The sequence below is a fragment of the Stenotrophomonas sp. 169 genome (assembly GCF_014621775.1).
Classification (GTDB): Bacteria; Pseudomonadota; Gammaproteobacteria; order Xanthomonadales; family Xanthomonadaceae; genus Stenotrophomonas.
Genome location: NZ_CP061204.1, coordinates 2,971,040 through 2,989,179, shown reverse-complemented (window position 1 = coordinate 2,989,179; position 18,140 = coordinate 2,971,040). Strand labels below are relative to the sequence as shown.

Genomic DNA, 18,140 nt, shown 5'->3' with positions numbered 1-18,140 from the left:
CACTTCACCCTCTACAGCCGGGTGCTGCGCAGCTGCGTGCCGCCCAGCGCGATGGGGTGGCACAGCGGAGACAAGCGCTGTGCTTCGGCCAGAGGCGGCAGCAGGGCATCGAACAAGGCATGCAGTCCGGTCAGCCCGGGCTCCAGCGTGCCGGCCGTGGTGATCAGGCCATCGGCGTCGTGGCCCGCGGCCAGAGGAGGAAGCGGCAGCCAGTGATGCGCCTCCGCCCTGGCACTGGACGTCTTGTCCGCCATCCTGCGGGCAAGGCGGGTCAGACTGCTGCCATGGGCATCGAGCATCTTCTTCCATGCCTGCGCCGGTGCCATCCGCTGGCCGATCAGGCACTGATAGCGCAACAGCGAGGCGGTCAAGGTGGCGCTGCAGAACACGTCCGCATGCAGCGCTGTGTGGCGTGCATGCTGAAGGCGCGCCCCCAGCCCGAGCGAGGCCAGCGGGACACCGGTAATGGGGAGTCGGCCGTCCACGCTGAAGGTGGATGCCCCGCGCACGGTGATCTGCTGCAGGTGCAGGCCACGGGCGGCAGCGGGAAAGCGCACATCGTCCTGGAACGATGGCCTGAAGAACCTGACGCCCACGGTCACCGCGGTCGTGCCTGCCAGGCTCAGCGCGCCTGCATCACCCAGTACGCGCTTGAGTTCATGGCGGGCGTCCGCCGCCAGACTGGCATCGGGCAGCCGCTGCTGCAGCAACGTCAGGATGGTGTCGGTGCTGGTCGCCCCGGTCAGCGTGATCCTGGCCTCGACATAGCGGCCATCGCGCAGGGCATTGTAGTTGCGCTGATGGCTCCGGCTGACGCTGATGGTGACGTCCGTCGTGCCCGCGCCCGCCATGGGCCGTGACGCGCCGCCATGGACCGCCATGGTGTCTGTGCGGATGAACTGTTGCAGGGCCTGGTGCGCGTAAAGGGGGCACAGCGAGGCGGCGTCCTGTCGCAGGACAGGCGAATCACGCACTGTGGCGGCCAGTGCCTGCGCGGCGCTGCGCTGATCGGCGGGCATCACCAGCCAGAGCCAGTTCACCAGCTCCAGCATGCGCGCCAGTGCCTGCTGCGGCGTGCGGCAGTTCCAGTCCGCGCAGGTTCGTGCCAACACGTGCTTGAGCTGTCGTTTGTCGATGCCACGCTGCTGCTCCAGCAGCAGGGACTGCAGGCACTGGAACTCCGTCTGTACGCGTTGCAGCGCCTCTTCCCGAGCCGCGCCCGCGTGCGCATCATCGACCTGCAAGGCGCTGAAGCGTTTGGCGTGTGAGCCGAGACCGGCAGTGATCCGCTCCCGAAGCTGCCAGGCCAGCGCTCCGCGCTGCACAGGGTCCAGATCCAGGTCGCACAACCACAGGGGCACATCGATATCCACGCGCAGCCGGCTGCGCGCAGCGGAGATGCCCGCGTTGGCGACGGCCGCGTCGGCGGCGGCCTGCATCGAGATCGTGCGTGTGCGGATGCCGACGTCGAGCAAGGGGGCAGGGGAGGGCACCAGTGCATCCTGCGTCAGCGCTGCAAAGGGCGGGCTGTTGTCGCCGCCGCAGGACACCAGGGTGGGCATCAAGGGAGCCCAGCGCAGCGCGGCACGTGCGGCGTGGGCCACGCGGTCGTGGGGCGTGGCGCGGCCCAGCGAGACGACGCTGAGCAGCCGCTGGGCCGCTCGGCTGCGCCGTGGCGTGGCGACGGAGCGCCGCGCCCGGAAAGCGGCATAGTCGTGGATCGATGCCGCGCCGTCGTAACGGGTGTACTCCACGCTTGCCGTCAGACCGGCGCCGGCCGCGGTACCGGGTGCCAACTGCGCATCGGCCGATACCTCGGCACTGATGACGTGGTGCCGACCGCGCGCGTACTCCAGCGTCTCGAAACAACTGCTCTTGCTGCCGGACTGTGCGCCTACCGAGAGTCCGGCGGTGGCCCCTGTACCGGCCATGGTCAGGCCTACGCCGGCGCGGGCCGAACACCCGAAGGAAGTGGTGCGTTGTGCCCCTGGCGCGCTCATGGGCTTGAGGCGCACACACCAGCGCCGGTGCGACTGCGCTATCCGCACCGGCTGCAGACCAAGTCGTGCGTGGTCATGCAGTGCCTGCAGGCGCATGCGCTGGATCTCTGGCATTCGCCCGCCGTTCTGCGCTTCGATTTCAACCTTGCACGCCTTGCGTAATGCCACCAGCGCAGCGGCGTCCAGCACGGGCGCGCGTGCACGGTGGGCGATGAGCGCCAGCGACGTCGCGCGATGTGCGTCGGCGCGTTCGAGCGCCGCACCCAAGTCGCGGATCATCCCGCCGATCGTGTCCGGACATACGGCATCGGCGTCCGGGAAAGGCGTGGGCCTCCGCAGGGAAGGCGTCGACCACGAGGGGGCGTTGCGCACGCAGGAAAGCAGGCTGCGCGTCAGGATGCGCGCGCCCTTCGCAACAGCGTTGAAGGTCTGCAGCGTGGCGGCACTACCAGCAGCAAGGAGCACGGTGGGGGTCCGGTCAGGTTGGGATGCGGTAAGCCAAAACCCTAGCCAACCGACCCTGCCGGTGTGCGCGCATTTCTGTGCATATGCAGATGCCCTCGCGGCATGAGGGCGTGCAGGCAGGGTTTCTGCAAGCAGGTAATGCGCGTGCGAATCGCACGTCCCCATGGAGAGGGGGGACGGGGGGCGCCGGGTGCGTCACGGTGCCGCCGCAATGGTCGTCAGCCCGTCAGCGTACGCTGACGATGGCGCGCTCGGCATCCAGTGCGATCGTGCGGTCGGCGATGCCGGGCAGCGTACGCAGGGCATGGCGACTCACCCGCTCGTAGTACTGCACGAAACGTTCCAGCTGCGGTCGCGTCATCCCGCTGCGTCCGGGCTGCGCGGCCTGCAGATGCTGCTCCTGCTGCCAACGCCAGCGCGGTATGACGGAGAAATCAGGCGGCTGCAGGAACCACAGGCGATCGCAGCGTTGCCATAGTGCGGGGTACTCGGTTTCCAGCGCCGCGTTGCACCAGTGCCGCCAGCGTCCGTCCGCATCGGCCTCGCGCTCCAATGCGTTGAGGGGGGCGTCCAGCGTGTCGGCCGCTTCAGCGGGCGTGCCGAGGAACCAGCCCTCGAACACAAGCAGGTCCAGAGGCGCCGCCAGATGAAGCCACTCCGCCTGCGGCAGGCGTTCATCGGCCAGTTTGTCGAATCGTGGCAGTGCGCGCAGCGTTCCCGCCGCAGCGTCATCCAGCACGCTGTGCGCCAAGGCGAGGTCATGGGTTCCGGGTGGCCCCCGGGTCAGCAACAACGGATGCACATCGCGCGCCAGCCGTTGGCGCTGGGTACGGGTGAGGTAGACATCGTCGATGGAGAGCGCGGCGGCTCGCAGGCCCCGCGCCTGCGCGCGCGCCACGACCTGCGCGGCCAGTGTCGATTTGCCACTGCCCTGCAGGCCGCTGATGGCCAATACCGGAACCCGGGTGGCGCTCGCCATCGCATCATCGAGCGCCTGCTCGACCAGGGCATCGGGGAAACCTTTCGACGGGGGCGTGTACGCGGCAGCCTTCATGCCGCCACAATAGCCCAATCCAAGTAGGGAACCCGTTGTCATGAGCAATCTGCACGCCGAAGCGCTTTCCACGTTTGCCACGTTGTTTGACGAGGCACGCAAGAGCAGCGAACTGGAGCCCAACGCGATGACGGTGGCGACCGCCGATCGCAGCGGCCGTCCATCGGCACGCACCGTGCTGCTGAAGGCGTTCGACGCGCGCGGTTTCGTGTTCTATACGCATCTGGACAGCCACAAGGGCCAGGAGCTCCAGGCCAATCCGCAGGCTGCGCTGTTGTTCCTGTGGCGCAGCCTGCGCGAGGCGGGCATCCAGGTGCGCATCGAAGGGCGCGTCGAGCAGGTGGACGATGCCGAGGCCGATGCCTATTTCGCATCACGGCCGCGGTTGAGCCAGATCGGGGCATGGGCATCGAGTCAATCGCAGACCCTGGCCTCGCGGGACGAGTTCGACGCGCGGGTCGCCGAGGTCGAGGCGCGCTTCGAAGGCCAGGACGTGCCACGGCCGGCGGGCTGGAGCGGCCTGCGCGTGGTGCCGGACCGGTTCGAGTTCTGGTACGGCGCGCAGTTCCGGCTGCACGAGCGCTGGTGCTACGAGCGCGCAGCCGATGACACGTGGAGCAAGCGACAGCTGTATCCCTGATTGCCCCACGTTGCGCCGCATCCGCGCGTGGGTAGAGCCGACTTCAGTCGGCTGGGCATTACGCGAAGGGCAGCGCAGAAGGGTAGAGCCGACTTCAGTCGGCTGGGCGTTACGCGAAGGGCAGCCGACTGAAGTCGGCTCTACCGGAGGCTAGGCGTTACGCGACGGGCAGCCGACTGAAGTCGGCTCTATCGGAGGCGGGGGGTTACGCCAATCCTGCCGCCCGCAGCCAGCGCCACAGGGTGGTGCGCGAGATGCCCAGTGCTTGGGCCATGCCTTCGCGATCATGGCGATGGGTGGCAAGCAACTGCTGCAGGTGGGCCGGCGAGGGACGCCCCGGCACGATGGCGCCGGCGGCCGCTGCGTCGCCCAGTTCGGGGGCGAGCTCCAGCAGCCGTGCACGGCTGACGGGACCGTCGCTGGGCTGCCAGTGAATCCGCAGGCGGTCCATCAGATTGCGTAGTTCGCGCACGTTGCCGGGCCAGTCGGCGGCGGCGAGCGCCACCATGGCATCCTCATCCAGGGGAGCGTCCAGGCCTCGCAGTTGCTGGAAGAACGCGCGTGCCAGCAAGGGGATATCGTCGCGCCGCACGCGCAGGGCGGGCAGGGCGATGCGCAGTGTCGCCAGCCGGTAATACAGATCGCGACGGAACAGGCCCATCTGCACCCGCTGCTCCAGCGATTGCAGCGTCGCCGCAACTACCCGCAGGTTGACCGGCGTCGGTTCGGTCGAGCCCACCCGCAACACCTCGCGCTCTTCCAGGACCCGCAACAGCCGCGTCTGCAGCGGAAGCGGCAGTTCGCCGATTTCATCCAGGAACAAGGTGCCGCCATCCGCAGCTTCCACCAGGCCGATACGTCCGCCGCGGCGGGCGCCGGTGAAGGCACCGTCGCTGTAGCCGAACAGTTCGGATTCCAGCAGCGACTCGCTGATGGCACCGCAGTTGAGTGCGACGAAACGTCCGCGACGAACGCTGTCCGCATGCAACTGACGGGCTACCAGCTCCTTGCCGGTGCCGGTCTCGCCGCTGACCAGTACCGTGCTGTCGTGTGGGGCATACAGGGCAATCTGCTTGCGAACGTCCTGCATCACCCGGCTGTCGCCGAGCAGCACCTGCCCGTGGCCCGGCGGGCTGCTGCGCCGGGGAATGCGCGCGGTGCGGGTCACGGAGCGCGCCAGGGTATGCGTCAGTTCCAGGGCATGCTCGAACGCTTGTCGCACCGAATCAGCCGAATACAGCAGTACGCCCTGCAGACCGGCGGCTTCGGCGTGATCGATTGCCATGCCGGTGCCGACGATGACCTCGATCCCGTTGGCGCGCAGGTCCGCGATGCAATCGCGCGCATCTTCCCGGGTCACGAAGCGGCGGTGTTCGATCTGCAGGCCGAAGCTGTCCTGGAAGCTGCCGAACGTGGGCACGTCACTGGCGTGGGTGACCAGCCCGATGCGAGGTGCGATGCGTCGTGCCCGTGCGAGCGCCTCCATCAGGTCGAAGCCGTTGGCCTGGATCGGCACCAGCGGCACATCCAGCCGGCTGCGCAGCCAAGCGGCGTTGGAGCCGCCGGCGATCACTACATCGCAGTGCTCCTGGCGCAGGCGCTGGTTGATCACGGCCACGGCTTCTTCGAAGCCGAGGTTGATCTGTTCGATGCGCGCGCGGCGGTCGAACTCCGGGATCACATCGCCGAGCAATCCCGTCAGGCGAGACACGCTCACGGTCCAGATGACCGGTCGGGAGGGATCGGCCTCGGCGGCAACGAAGGGGAGGCGTGGCAGATGCATCACGACCGGCTCATCGAGAGAGGCGTTTCATGATACAGGTGTTTCAGTGTTTCATATGTTCCATTGCCTAGCAGGTATGTTGTCATTCAAATCAATGGCTTGGCAGTTGGCACGGAGTTTGCGCTTGTTACCCTGACCACTGAAAGGATCGCTTCATGACTGCCTCTCCCGTATCCGCTGGCACCCGATTCCGCGACGCGCTCGCGGCCGAATCTCCGCTGCAGGTGATTGGCGCTATCAACGCCAACCACGCGCTGCTGGCCAAGCGCGCCGGCTACCGTGCCATCTACCTGTCCGGTGGCGGCGTCGCGGCCGGATCGTTGGGCCTGCCGGACCTGGGCATCAATACGCTTGAAGACGTGCTGATCGATGTCCGCCGCATCACCGATGTCTGTGACCTGCCGTTGATGGTGGACATCGATACGGGCTTCGGGCCAAGCGCGTTCAACATCGCGCGCACGGTCAAGTCGCTGATCAAGGCCGGCGCCGCCGCCTGCCATATCGAGGATCAGGTCGGCGCAAAGCGCTGCGGTCATCGTCCCGGCAAGGAGATCGTGTCGCAGGAGGAAATGGTGGACCGCGTGAAAGCCGCAGCCGATGCCAAGACGGATCCGGCGTTCTTCCTGATCGCGCGCACCGATGCGATCCAGGTGGATGGCGTCGACGCCGCGATCGAGCGCGCCATCGCCTGTGTCGAAGCGGGTGCCGACGGCATCTTCGCCGAGGCGGCCTATGATCTGGAGACCTATCGTCGTTTCGTCGATGCGGTGAAGGTGCCGGTGCTTGCCAACATCACCGAGTTCGGCGCTACGCCGTTGTTCAGTCGCGATGAGCTGGCATCTGCGGGTGTGGCCATCCAGCTGTTCCCGCTGTCCGCCTTCCGCGCCGCCAACAAGGCCGCCGAGAACGTGTACGAAGCGGTGCGCCGCGACGGCCACCAGCGCAGCGTGGTCGACGCCATGCAGACGCGCAATGAACTCTATGACCGCATTGGCTACCACGCGTTCGAGCAGCAGCTTGATGCGCTGTTCGCCGCCAGGAAGTAACCTGCTCTCACGATTTCCGGGAGGAAAACCATGAACGAAACCACCGCTACCCCGACCTTCAAGCCGAAGAAGTCCGTCGCGCTGTCCGGCACCGCCGCCGGCAACACCGCCCTGTGCACTGTAGGCCGCAGTGGCAATGATCTGCACTACCGGGGCTACGACATCCTGGACCTGGCCACGACCAGCGAGTTCGAGGAAATCGCCCACCTGCTGGTGCACGGCAAGCTGCCCACCCGGGCCGAGCTGGTCGCTTACAAGGCCAAGCTGAAGGCACTGCGCGGCATCCCGGCGTCGGTCAAGGCCGCGCTGGAAGAGCTGCCGCCGTCGGCCCACCCGATGGACGTGATGCGCACGGGCGTGTCCGTGCTCGGCTGCGTATCGCCGGAGAAGGACGACCATAATCATCCGGGCGCGCGTGACATCGCCGACAAGCTGATGGCCTGCCTCGGTTCGATGCTGCTGTACTGGTACCACTGGAGCCACAACGGTCGCGCCATCGATGTGGAAACCGACGATGACTCCATCGGTGGCCATTTCCTGCACCTGCTGCACGGCGAGAAGCCGCAGGATTCGTGGGTGAAGGCAATGCATACGTCGCTCATTCTTTACGCCGAGCACGAGTTCAATGCGTCCACGTTCGCGTGCCGCGTGATCGCCGGTACGGGCAGCGACATGTTCAGCGCCATCGCGGGCGGCATCGGCGCTTTGCGCGGCCCGAAGCACGGCGGCGCCAATGAAGTGGCGTTCGAAGTGCAGAAGCGTTACGACACGGCCGATGAGGCGGAGGCCGACATCAAGGCACGCGTGGAGCGCAAGGAAGTGGTGATCGGTTTCGGCCATCCGGTGTACACGGTGTCCGATCCACGCAACAAGGTGATCAAGGACGTGGCCCGCGAGCTGTCCGAAGAACAGTCCAGCACGAAGATGTACGACATCGCCGAACGTCTCGAGACGGTGATGTGGGACATCAAGAAGATGTTCCCCAACCTGGACTGGTTCAGTGCGGTCAGTTACCACATGATGGGCGTGCCGACGGCGATGTTCACCCCGTTGTTCGTCATCGCACGCACCTCCGGTTGGAGTGCGCATGTCATCGAGCAACGCATCGATGGAAAGATCATCCGTCCGAGTGCCAACTACACCGGTCCGGAAGACCAGGCGTTCGTGCCGATCGACAAGCGCGCCTGATGCATGATGTGCACCCGCGTAAAGGGTGCACTGCGGAGCGGGACGGCCTGGCCGTCCCGGCTTCGTTCTGGCGTCGCAGCGCCCTGTTTGCCGGCGATGCGACACCCGGCCCGCCAACGATCAAGAGCCAGCCATGAACAGCCCCGTTTTGAACACCGAATACCGCAAGCCCCTCGCCGGCACGACGCTGGACTATTTCGATACCCGTGCTGCGATCGACGCGATCCAGCCCGGTGCCTATGCCGCGCTGCCTTATACGTCGCGCGTGCTGGCTGAAAACCTGGTGCGCCGTTGTGACCCGGCCATGTTGGAGCCGTCCCTGCGGCAGCTGATCGAGCGCCGCCAGGACCTCGACTTCCCGTGGTTCCCCGCGCGCGTGGTGTGCCATGACATCCTCGGCCAGACCGCCCTGGTGGACCTGGCCGGGCTGCGTGATGCCATCGCCGATGCGGGCGGTGACCCGGCCCGGATCAATCCGGTGGTGCCCACCCAGCTGATCGTCGACCACTCGCTGGCCGTGGAGTATCCCGGCTTCGACAAGGCCGCGTTCGCGCGTAATCGCGCCGTCGAGGACCGCCGCAACGAAGACCGGTTCCACTTCATCAACTGGACCAAGAAGGCCTTCGAGAACGTTGACGTGATTCCGCCGGGCAACGGGATCATGCATCAGATCAACCTGGAAAAGATGTCGCCGGTGATCCAGATACGCGATGGCGTCGCGTTCCCGGATACCTGCGTCGGCACCGACAGCCACACCCCGCACGTGGACGCACTGGGGGTGATCGCCATCGGTGTCGGTGGCCTGGAAGCAGAGAGTGTGATGCTCGGTCGTGCTTCGTGGATGCGCCTGCCGGATATCATCGGGGTGGAATTGACGGGTCGACCGCAGCCGGGCATCACCTGCACCGACATCGTGCTGGCGCTGACCGAGTTCCTGCGCGCGTCGCGCGTGGTGGGTGCATGGATCGAGTTCTTCGGCGCGGGTGCGAGCGCGCTCAGCATCGGCGACCGCGCGACGATATCCAACATGACGCCGGAGTTCGGCGCGACCGCTGCGATGTTCTCCATCGACCAGCAGACGCTGGACTACCTGCGCCTGACCGGACGCGAAGAGGCCCAGATCGAACTGGTGGAGACCTATGCGAAGGCGACCGGCCTCTGGTCCGACGACCTGGGGCAGGTGCGGTACGAGCGTGTGCTGCAGTTCGACCTGTCCAGCGTGGTGCGCAACATGGCGGGACCGTCCAACCCGCACAAGCGCGTCGCCACCAGCGAGCTGGCCGCACGCGGTATTTCCGACGAGGCCAAGCTGGCGTCCGGCAGGGTCGAGCAGGCCGACGGCCTGATGCCTGACGGCGCGGTCATCATCGCCGCGATCACCAGCTGCACCAATACCAGCAATCCGCGCAATGTGATCGGCGCGGCGCTGCTTGCGCGCAACGCGAACCGTGCCGGCCTGACGCGCAAGCCCTGGGTGAAGAGCTCGCTGGCCCCCGGTTCCAAGGCCGTGCAACTGTACCTGGAAGAGGCCGATCTGCTGGTCGAGCTGGAGCAGCTGGGTTTTGGCATCGTGGGATTCGCCTGCACCACCTGCAACGGCATGAGCGGCGCGCTGGATCCGGTGATCCAGCAGGAAATCATCGACCGCGACCTGTATGCCACGGCGGTGCTGTCGGGCAACCGGAACTTCGATGGCCGCATCCATCCTTACGCCAAGCAGGCCTTCCTTGCGTCGCCGGCGCTGGTCGTGGCCTACGCCATCGCCGGTACGGTGCGCTTTGACATCGAGAAAGATGCACTGGGCACGGATGCGTTGGGCAACCCGATCACCTTGAAGGACCTTTGGCCGAGCGACGAAGAGATCGATGCGGTGGTCAAGGCCAGCGTCAAGCCGGAACAGTTCCGCAAGGTGTACGAGCCGATGTTCACCTTCAAGGTGGAGCACGGTGCGCCGATCAGTCCGTTGTACGACTGGCGGCCGCAGAGCACCTACATCCGCCGACCGCCGTACTGGGAAGGTGCGCTGGCGGGCGAGCGCAGCCTGACGGGCATGCGGCCGCTGGCGGTGCTCGGTGACAACATCACCACCGATCATCTTTCGCCGTCCAATGCGATCCTGGCCAGCAGCGCAGCCGGTGAGTACCTGGCGAAGATGGGCCTGCCCGAGGAGGACTTCAATTCCTATGCGACCCATCGCGGCGATCACCTGACCGCCCAACGTGCCACCTTTGCCAACCCGAAGCTGATCAACGAGATGGCGGTGGTGGACGGCGTGGTGAAGCAGGGCTCGCTGGCGCGCGTGGAGCCGGAAGGCCAGGTACTGCGCATGTGGGAAGCGATCGAGACCTACATGCAGCGCAAGCAGCCGCTGATCATCATCGCGGGTGCCGATTATGGGCAGGGCAGTTCGCGTGACTGGGCGGCAAAGGGCGTACGACTCGCCGGCGTGGAGGCGATCGCGGCAGAGGGCTTCGAGCGCATCCACCGCACCAACCTGATCGGCATGGGCGTGCTGCCGCTCGAGTTCAAGCCGGGTGTTACCCGCCTGACCTTGGGCATCGATGGCACCGAGACGTTCGATGTGGTCGGCGAGCGCGTGCCACGGGCCGAGCTGACGCTGGTGATCCATCGCCGCGACGGGGGCCAGGTGATGGTGCCGGTGACCTGCCGCCTGGATACCGCCGAAGAGGTGTCCATCTACGAGGCCGGTGGGGTGCTGCAGCGCTTTGCGCAGGATTTCCTCGAGGCGACCCAGGTCGCCTGATGCCTTCATTCCTCCAGGATCCTGTCTCATGAATGATCTCCCGCAGCGCCGCATTCCCGCCACGTACCTGCGTGGCGGCACCAGCAAGGGGGTGTTCTTCCGCCTGCAGGACCTGCCGTTCGCCGCGCAGCTTCCCGGCCCGGGGCGCGATGCGCTGCTGATGCGGGTGATCGGCTCGCCGGATCCGTATGGCAAGCACACCGACGGCATGGGCGGGGCGACGTCCAGCACCAGCAAGTGCGTGATCATCTCCAGCGCCAGCGTGCCGGACCATGATGTCGACTACCTTTACGGCCAGGTCTCCATCGACACCGCATTCGTGGATTGGAGTGGCAACTGCGGCAACCTGAGCACCGCCGTCGGTCCTTTCGCCATCAGCAATGGCTTCATCGATCCGTCGCGCGTGCCGCGTGACGGCGTGTGCACGGTGCGCATCTGGCAGGCCAACATCGGCAGGACGATCATCGCCCATGTGCCGATGCGCAATGGCGAGGTGCAGGAAATGGGCGACTTCGAGCTGGACGGCGTGACCTTCCCGGCGGCGGAGATCCAGCTGGAGTTCCTGGACCCGTCCGATGGTGACGAAGGCGCGGCCCTGTTCCCGACCGGTAATGTGGTGGATGACCTGGAGGTGCCCGGTGTCGGCACGTTCAAGGTCACGATGATCACGGCGGGCATCCCCACCATCTTCCTCAACGCGGCAGACCTTGGCTACACGGGGACGGAACTGCAGCCGGCAATCAACGAGGACCGCGCAGCGCTGGAGAAATTCGAGGCGATCCGCGCCCAGGGTGCCGTGCGCATGGGCCTGATCGGAGACGTGTCACAGGCCGCAACGCGACAGCACACGCCCAAGGTGGCGTTCGTGGCCCCGGCGCAGGACTTCGTTTCGTCCAGCGGCAAGACCATTGCGGCCACCGCCATCGACCTGCATGCGCGCGCGCTGTCGATGGGCAAGCTGCACCACGCGATGATGGGAACGGCCGCAGTGGCGATCGGCACGGCCGCGGCCATTCCTGGCACGCTGGTCAACCTGGCGGCAGGCGGCGGCACGCGCGAGGCCATCACCTTCGGCCATCCGTCCGGCACGTTGCGGGTGGGGGCCCAGGCGTCGCAGGTCGACGGCCAGTGGGTAGTGACCAAGGCCATCATGAGCCGCACCGCACGGGTGTTGATGGAAGGCACGGTGCGGGTGCCGGCCGACACGCTTTGAAGCGGTAGTGCCGGCCAGCGGCTCTCACTACCCTGTCGGATGACGGATGACGGCCAGCAGCCGTCACTACCGGTGCAGGGAGGGGCATAATGCCCTCCTTGTTCAAGGAGTGACGACATGACCGGTCCTGCGCGGCTTCGGAAATGGGGGTGGGCGACGGCCCTGCTGGGAGGAAGCCTGCTGGCGGGACTGGTCGGCTGCAACCGCAATGAAAGCGGTCAGCTGCCTGCCGCCAGCGGCGAGGCGATCACCGCCAAGGCCGAGCAGGTGACCGAGTTCGTCCTGCTGCGCGCTTACCCCGACCAGAAGAACGACGGTCTGTCGCTGGCACTGGAGTTTTCGCGGCCGCTGGTCGGTACGCAGGATTTCGACGCGCTGGTGCGCTTCGAAGAAAAGGTCGGCACCGAAGACAGCAGCTGGACCCTGTCCGACGACGGCAGGACGCTGCGCTATCCGTTCGTCGAAGCGGCGAAGGAATATTCGCTGGTGGTATCCGAGGACCTGCTGGCCGCCGATGGCAGCCGGCTTGGCAAGGAGCTGCGGCAGAAGGTCTTCAGCGGTGAGCTGAAGGCGGTCGCCGGCTTCGCTTCGCAGGGCAGTGTTCTGCCGGCCCGTGACAGCCGCGGCTTGCCCGTGGTGTCGGTCAACGTGCCGGAAGTGGACGTTGAGTTCCTGCGGGTCCGCGAAAAGGAGCTGCCCACGTTCTTCAGTCAGTACCAGCGCGGCGGCCGCCGTGGCAGCTGGGAGCTGGACAGTGATTACAGCGAGCGCACCCCGATCAGCCGTCTGGCCGAGCCGGTGTACGTCAACCGTTTCATCCTGGGTGGCAAGCAGAACGAACGCGTGCTGACCTACCTGCCGACGCAGGACATCAAAGAGCTGCAGGAGCCAGGGCTGTATTTCGCCGTGCTCAAGCGCACCGGTGCCTTCGATGGCGAGTTCGACACGGCGTTCTTCAGCGTCAGTGACATCGGCCTGCATACGCGGGCCTACAAGGACAAGCTGTTCGTCCATACCGCCTCGTTGAAGGACGGTTCGCCGCTGAAGAAGGTCGACGTGCGCGTGCTCGATGGCAAGGGCGAGGTCGTTCTGCGCGGCAGCACCGACGGCAACGGCAATGCGCTGCTGGATTACACCCTGGATGCCAGCCACGTCCTGGTGGCAGGCAGCGGCAAGGACACCAGTTTCATTCCGTTCAACCAGCCCGCGCTGGACCTGAGCGAGTTCGCTGTCGCCGGCCGCGACAATGCCTGGTTCGATGTATTTGCCTGGTCCGGGCGTGACCTGTATCGCCCGGGAGAAACGATCAGGCTGTCGGCGCTGCTGCGCGACAACGACGGCAAGCCGGTCGCAGCCGGCAAGGATGCAAAGGATGCCAAGGCCCGCCAACCCGTGTTCCTGCGCCTGAAGCAGCCCGACGGCAAGATTTTCCGCGAGACCCAGTTGCAGCCGGGCGCGCAGGGATACTTCAATTTCGAACAACTGATCCCCGCCGACGCGCCGACAGGCCGCTGGCAGGTGGAGTTCCGTACCGACCCGGCCAGCAAGGAAGCGATCCAGGGCATGACCCTGCGGATCGAAGAGTTCCTGCCGGAGCGCATGAAGCTGGACCTGGACAGCCCGCAGAAAAGCCTCAAGCCGGGCGATGCGCTGCGCCTGCAGGCAGACGGCGCGTATCTGTACGGCGCGCCGGCCGATGGCAATCGGCTGACCGCGCGCCTGGCCGTGGCGGTGGAGCAACAGCCGGTGGAGGGTCTGCCAGGCTATTTCTTCGGCGACCCGACCGTGGCATTGCCGCGCGAAGCAAAGGATGTGCTGGATACCGAGCTGCCGGCCAACGGCTCGCTGAAGCAGGACATCGACCTGCCGGAAGAGGCAGCCAAGGCGAAGACGCCTGTGGCGGTAGTGCTGTCGGGCAGCCTGTATGAAACCGGTGGCCGCACCGTCAACCGCTCCTTGAAGCGGGTGATGTGGCCGGCTGCGGCGCTGGTCGGCGTGCGCCCGTTGTTCAACCCTGACGACGGTGCAGATGCCAACGGCACCGCGCGCTTCGAGCTGATGCGCGTGGATGCGGCAGGCAAGCCGCAGCCCGCGAAGGGCCTGAAAGTCACCCTGGTACGCGAGTTGCGTGACTACCACTGGGCATTCAACGACAACCGCTGGGACTACGATTTCACCCGTCGCTTCGAGAACAAAGACACGCGCACCGTCGATGCGGGTACCAGCGCGGTGGCCTTCGACGTGCCCGTGGAATGGGGTGAGTACCGCGTCGATGTATTCGACCCGGCGACCGGACTGACCAGCCGCTATCCGTTCCGGGCGGGCTGGAGCTGGGGCGATGACAACCGCGGCCTGGATGCGCGCCCGGACAAGGTCAAGCTGGCGTTGGACAAGACCGGCTACAAGGCCGGCGACACACTGGAAGTGACGGTGACGCCGCCGCATGCCGGACGTGGCGTGCTGATGGTGGAGACCGATCGCATGATCTACGTGCAGGACATCGACGCCAAGCCGGGCAGTACGTTCAAGATTCCGGTCACCGCAGACTGGGAGCGGCACGATGTCTACATCACCGCGCTGGTGTTCCGCGGCGGCAGTGCGCCCAGCAAGGTGACGCCGGCGCGGGCCGTGGGCGTGGTGCACGTACCGATGGACCGCAAGGCACGGACCGTGGCGGTCGGTCTGGTCGCACCGAAGCAGATGCGTCCGGAGCAGGACCTGCCGGTGACGGTGAGTGCGCCGCAGCTGGCGGGCAAGTCCGCCTACGTGACGGTGTCCGCCGTGGACGTCGGCATCCTCAACATCACCCGGTTCCCGGTGCCGGACGCGGCGGCGCATTTCTTCGCACAGCGTCGGCTGGGCATCGATGCGTATGACATCTACAGCCGGGTCATCGAGAGCTTCGACGGCAGCAGCGGCAAGCTGAAGTTCGGTGGCGACATGGCGCTGGCGGCGTTGCCGCAGGCCAAGCGGCCCACCGCACGGGTGCAGACCGTTGATCTGTTCACCGGCCCTGTGCAGCTTGATGCCAAGGGCAATGCGCGCATCCGTTTGAAAGTGCCCGACTTCAACGGCACGCTGCGGGTATCGGCGCTGGTCTATTCCGATGACCACTACGGCAAGCGTGACGTGGAGACGGTGGTGCGCGCCCCGATACTGGCCGAGGCCAGCATGCCGCGCGTGCTGGCGCCGGGTGACCGCAGTACGGTGACCCTGGATGTGCAGAACTTCACCGGAAAGCCCGGCCAGTTCAACGTGCGGGTGGACACCGACGGCCCGTTGAGCCTGGGCGAGGGTACCCGCAGCGTGCAGCTGGCTGCCGATGCCAAGAGCACCCTGAGCTTCCCGCTGAGTGCGCGTGACGGACACAGCGTGGCCAAGGTGCGCGTGCGCGTGGAGGGCAATGGCTTCAAGGCGGACCGCCGCTATGAACTGCCCGTGCGCGCGGCATGGCCGCAGGTGCTGCGTTCGCAGGTGCGTACGCTGGATCCGCTGGCCGCGGTGAACCTGGACAGCACCCTGCTGGACGGGTTGATGGCCGAGTCGGTGACCGCACGCCTGCTGGTCAGCCCGCTGCCGCCGATTCCGTTCGCCAGCGCGCTGCAGGGCGCATTGAACTATCCCTATGGCTGTGCCGAGCAGACCACCAGCAAGGGCTACGCCGCACTGATCCTGGACCAGGCGACGTCGTCCATGCTGGGCGCCGATGGCCTGGATGCGAAGGTCCGGCGTGAGCGCATGGAAGGTGCCTTTGGTCGACTGGCGTCGATGCAGGTGGCCAACGGCAACTTCTCGATGTGGGGAGACGACGGTTACGTCAATCCGTGGCTGACGCCCTACATCACCGAGTTCCTGCTGGATGCGCGCGATGCCGGTTTCGCTGTGCCGGACAACGTACTGCAGAAAGCGCTCAACCGCCTCAGCGAGGATCTGCTGTCCGGGGGCAACCAGTTCTATGGACAGGATCGCCGCGACAACCTGAAGTTCGCCAACCAAGCGTATTCCGGTTATGTGCTGGCACGGGTCAACCGTGCGCCGCTGGGCACCCTTCGCACGCTGTATGACAACGAGCGGGCCAAGGCCATTGGCGGGCTGCCGCTGGTGCACCTGGGCGTTGCGCTGTCGCTGCAGGGCGACCGCAAGCGGGGTGAGGCCGCCATTGCCGCTGGCTTCGCCAAGCCGAGCAGCGAGCGGCCGTCCTACTTCGGTGACTACGGCAGCGCGATCCGCGACGATGCGTTGATGATCGCGCTCACGCACGAGCACGGCCTGGCCACGTCGGCCTGGGACGCCCGTTCGGTCGACCTGGGCCGCGAGCTGGATGCGCGCCGTAACAGCGGCTGGATGTGGCTGAGCACGCAGGAGCAGGTGGCGATCGCGCGATTGGGCAAGGCGCTGGCCGCCAACCAGAAGAAGCGGGTGGCCGGCGAGCTGGTCATCGGCGCGCAGTCCGAAGTCATCAGTGAGCGCCGTCTGTTCGGCCGCAGCTTCGATGCGGCCCAGCTGGCCAGCGGCGTACGGTTCAATCCCACGGGCGAGCCTCCGATGTTCGCCAGCATCGACGTGGCCGGCATTCCGCGCACCGCGCCGGCGCCGGACAACAGCGTGATAGGCGTGGAGCGCAGCTGGTTCGGTACCGACGGCAAGCCCTGGACGCCGCGTCCGTTGAAGGAAGGCGAAGCGCTGATCGTGCGGGTCACGGTCACCCCGGACGGCACGATGCCTGACGCGCTGCTCACTGACCTGCTGCCGGCCGGCCTGGAGATCGAGAACTTCAACCTGGGCGATGCCAAGCAGTGGGCCGACGTGGTGGTCGACGGCATCGGCATCAACGACCGCAGCGATGCGGCCCAGGTGCAGCATGAGGAGTTCCGCGACGACCGCTACGTCGCCGCGCTGAAGTTGTCGCGCGGCAGCAAGGCGACCGTGTTCTACCTCGTGCGTGCGGTGACGCCGGGTACCTACACCGTGCCGCCCTCGTTGGTGGAAGACATGTACCGGCCGCAGCTGCGGGGCGTAGGCCGGAGCAATCCGTCGACGATCACGGTGGTGCAGCCGTGATCGCGCGCCTGGTGGCAACGCCGGATGGGCTGCGCACGCAGCCTGTCCAGGCGGCGGATCACGGCGCGGCCGGCTCGTCGATGAGCGTGCGCTTGTTGAATGACTGGATCGGTCGCGCGTTGTGCGGGAACACAGAGCGCAGCGCGTCCAACTGCTGCCGGGAAAGGGTCTGCGGTTCCATTTCGATGTTCCACAGCACGCCTTCGGTGCACGGCGGCGTGGTCAGTGAACCGGTGTAATGGACGACGCGGGAGTGGTCAGGCAGCAATCGTGCCGGATTGATGGGGGCGTACAGGCGGATACGCTCGCCCGGCTGGCTGAGCTCGGCCGTCGTGCGGTCGAACAGTTCGCCCAGTGCGTTGTTCGGCTTGCCCACATCGAAGAAGACGGCCACCACCGCGACCTTTCCGGAGGCGCTGGTGTGCACCAGATGCAGCTCCATGTCATGCGCCTTGCCGTCCACGTGATGCTCGCTGGGCGTGTGCACGTGGAACTGGGCCAGCGTGAACGTTTCACCGTCAAGCGTGATGGTGTTCGCGCCACCCGGCTGCGGCGTCGCCTGCAGGGTGTGACCGTTGTTGATCACCTCGAAGCGGGTGTCCTGGTAATCCGATTCAAGTGCGGACCTCGCGCCGTGCGTGATGTCGCTGCTCCACAGATCGATGGGCGACTGCTGGGGGCCGGCACAGGCAGGCGCGATGCCAGCCCACTGGGCCGGGCTGGCCAGGGTGTCGTAGCCCCAGTGGGGTGGGTCGCCGGAGGCCGACGCCAACGCGGCGGTCGCGCATACGGCTGCAGCCAGCAGGCCGGTGCGGAACAGGGAAGTACGAGCAAGGAAGGGCATCGAGGTGTCCGGGAAGCGGAGAAAATGCGCGGCGCCGCAGCCCAGGGTCGAAACCGTTGCGCAGCCGTTCCGGAATGGCTCG

10 protein-coding genes are annotated in these 18,140 nt (G+C 66.5%); 6 read left to right on the top strand and 4 right to left on the bottom strand.

From position 1 onward, the window contains the following. Nucleotides 1-11 precede the first annotated feature (11 nt). Together ICJ04_RS13025 and ICJ04_RS13020 are read right to left on the bottom strand one after the other, a co-directional pair. Nucleotides 12-2,465, bottom strand: a complete 2,454-nt coding sequence (locus tag ICJ04_RS13025) for a hypothetical protein (protein WP_188324649.1) — start codon at nt 2,463-2,465, stop codon at nt 12-14. 226 nt (nt 2,466-2,691) lie between these two features. Continuing rightward, nucleotides 2,692-3,519 (bottom strand): kinase, encoded by an 828-nt coding sequence (locus tag ICJ04_RS13020; protein WP_188324648.1) that lies wholly within the window; start codon nt 3,517-3,519, stop codon nt 2,692-2,694. A 40-nt stretch (nt 3,520-3,559) separates the two neighbouring features. Between ICJ04_RS13020 and pdxH the strand changes: the two genes are divergently transcribed. Then, nucleotides 3,560-4,159, top strand: coding sequence for a pyridoxamine 5'-phosphate oxidase (pdxH, locus tag ICJ04_RS13015; RefSeq protein WP_188324647.1), 600 nt, complete (start codon nt 3,560-3,562; stop codon nt 4,157-4,159). Between the two features lie 205 nt (nt 4,160-4,364). On the opposite strand, the gene prpR is transcribed toward pdxH, so the two are convergent. Continuing rightward, on the bottom strand, nt 4,365-5,942 hold the full coding sequence (gene prpR, locus ICJ04_RS13010; protein WP_188327332.1) for a propionate catabolism operon regulatory protein PrpR: 1,578 nt from the start codon (nt 5,940-5,942) through the stop codon (nt 4,365-4,367). A gap of 155 nt (nt 5,943-6,097) precedes the next feature. Between prpR and prpB the strand changes: the two genes are divergently transcribed. From prpB to ICJ04_RS12985, 5 genes are all read left to right on the top strand, one after another. Next, entirely contained in the window at nt 6,098-6,988 is an 891-nt protein-coding gene (gene prpB / locus ICJ04_RS13005; RefSeq protein WP_188324646.1) for a methylisocitrate lyase, read from the top strand. 30 nt (nt 6,989-7,018) lie between these two features. Then, nucleotides 7,019-8,176, top strand: a complete 1,158-nt coding sequence (gene prpC / locus ICJ04_RS13000; RefSeq protein ID WP_188324645.1) for a 2-methylcitrate synthase — start codon at nt 7,019-7,021, stop codon at nt 8,174-8,176. A 148-nt stretch (nt 8,177-8,324) separates the two neighbouring features. After that, on the top strand, nt 8,325-10,940 hold the full coding sequence (gene acnD, locus ICJ04_RS12995) for a Fe/S-dependent 2-methylisocitrate dehydratase AcnD (RefSeq protein WP_188327331.1): 2,616 nt from the start codon (nt 8,325-8,327) through the stop codon (nt 10,938-10,940). Nucleotides 10,941-10,968: 28 nt separating this feature from the next. After that, a complete protein-coding gene (gene prpF, locus ICJ04_RS12990; protein WP_188324644.1) occupies nt 10,969-12,153 on the top strand; it encodes a 2-methylaconitate cis-trans isomerase PrpF in 1,185 nt (394 codons plus the stop codon). Nucleotides 12,154-12,270: 117 nt separating this feature from the next. Then, nucleotides 12,271-17,214 carry an alpha-2-macroglobulin gene (locus ICJ04_RS12985; RefSeq protein ID WP_188324643.1) on the top strand — a complete coding sequence of 1,648 codons (4,944 nt, stop codon included), beginning with the start codon at nt 12,271-12,273 and terminating at the stop codon, nt 17,212-17,214. A gap of 58 nt (nt 17,215-17,272) precedes the next feature. Here the strand turns inward: ICJ04_RS12985 and ICJ04_RS12980 are convergent, their stop codons facing one another. Then, nucleotides 17,273-18,058 (bottom strand): carbonic anhydrase family protein, encoded by a 786-nt coding sequence (locus ICJ04_RS12980; RefSeq protein WP_188324642.1) that lies wholly within the window; start codon nt 18,056-18,058, stop codon nt 17,273-17,275. Nucleotides 18,059-18,140 lie beyond the last annotated feature (82 nt).

Excerpts from the sequence above, each read along its gene's own strand:
- ICJ04_RS13020 (WP_188324648.1), bottom strand. The coding sequence starts at position 3,519 with ATGAAGGCTGCCGCGTACACGCCCCCGTCGAAAGGTTTCCCCGATGCC.
- pdxH (WP_188324647.1), top strand. The coding sequence starts at position 3,560 with ATGAGCAATCTGCACGCCGAAGCGCTTTCCACGTTTGCCACGTTGTTT.
- prpR (WP_188327332.1), bottom strand. The coding sequence starts at position 5,942 with ATGCATCTGCCACGCCTCCCCTTCGTTGCCGCCGAGGCCGATCCCTCC.
- prpB (WP_188324646.1), top strand. The coding sequence starts at position 6,098 with ATGACTGCCTCTCCCGTATCCGCTGGCACCCGATTCCGCGACGCGCTC.
- prpC (WP_188324645.1), top strand. The coding sequence starts at position 7,019 with ATGAACGAAACCACCGCTACCCCGACCTTCAAGCCGAAGAAGTCCGTC.
- prpF (WP_188324644.1), top strand. The coding sequence starts at position 10,969 with ATGAATGATCTCCCGCAGCGCCGCATTCCCGCCACGTACCTGCGTGGC.
- ICJ04_RS12985 (WP_188324643.1), top strand. The coding sequence starts at position 12,271 with ATGACCGGTCCTGCGCGGCTTCGGAAATGGGGGTGGGCGACGGCCCTG.
- ICJ04_RS12980 (WP_188324642.1), bottom strand. The coding sequence starts at position 18,058 with ATGCCCTTCCTTGCTCGTACTTCCCTGTTCCGCACCGGCCTGCTGGCT.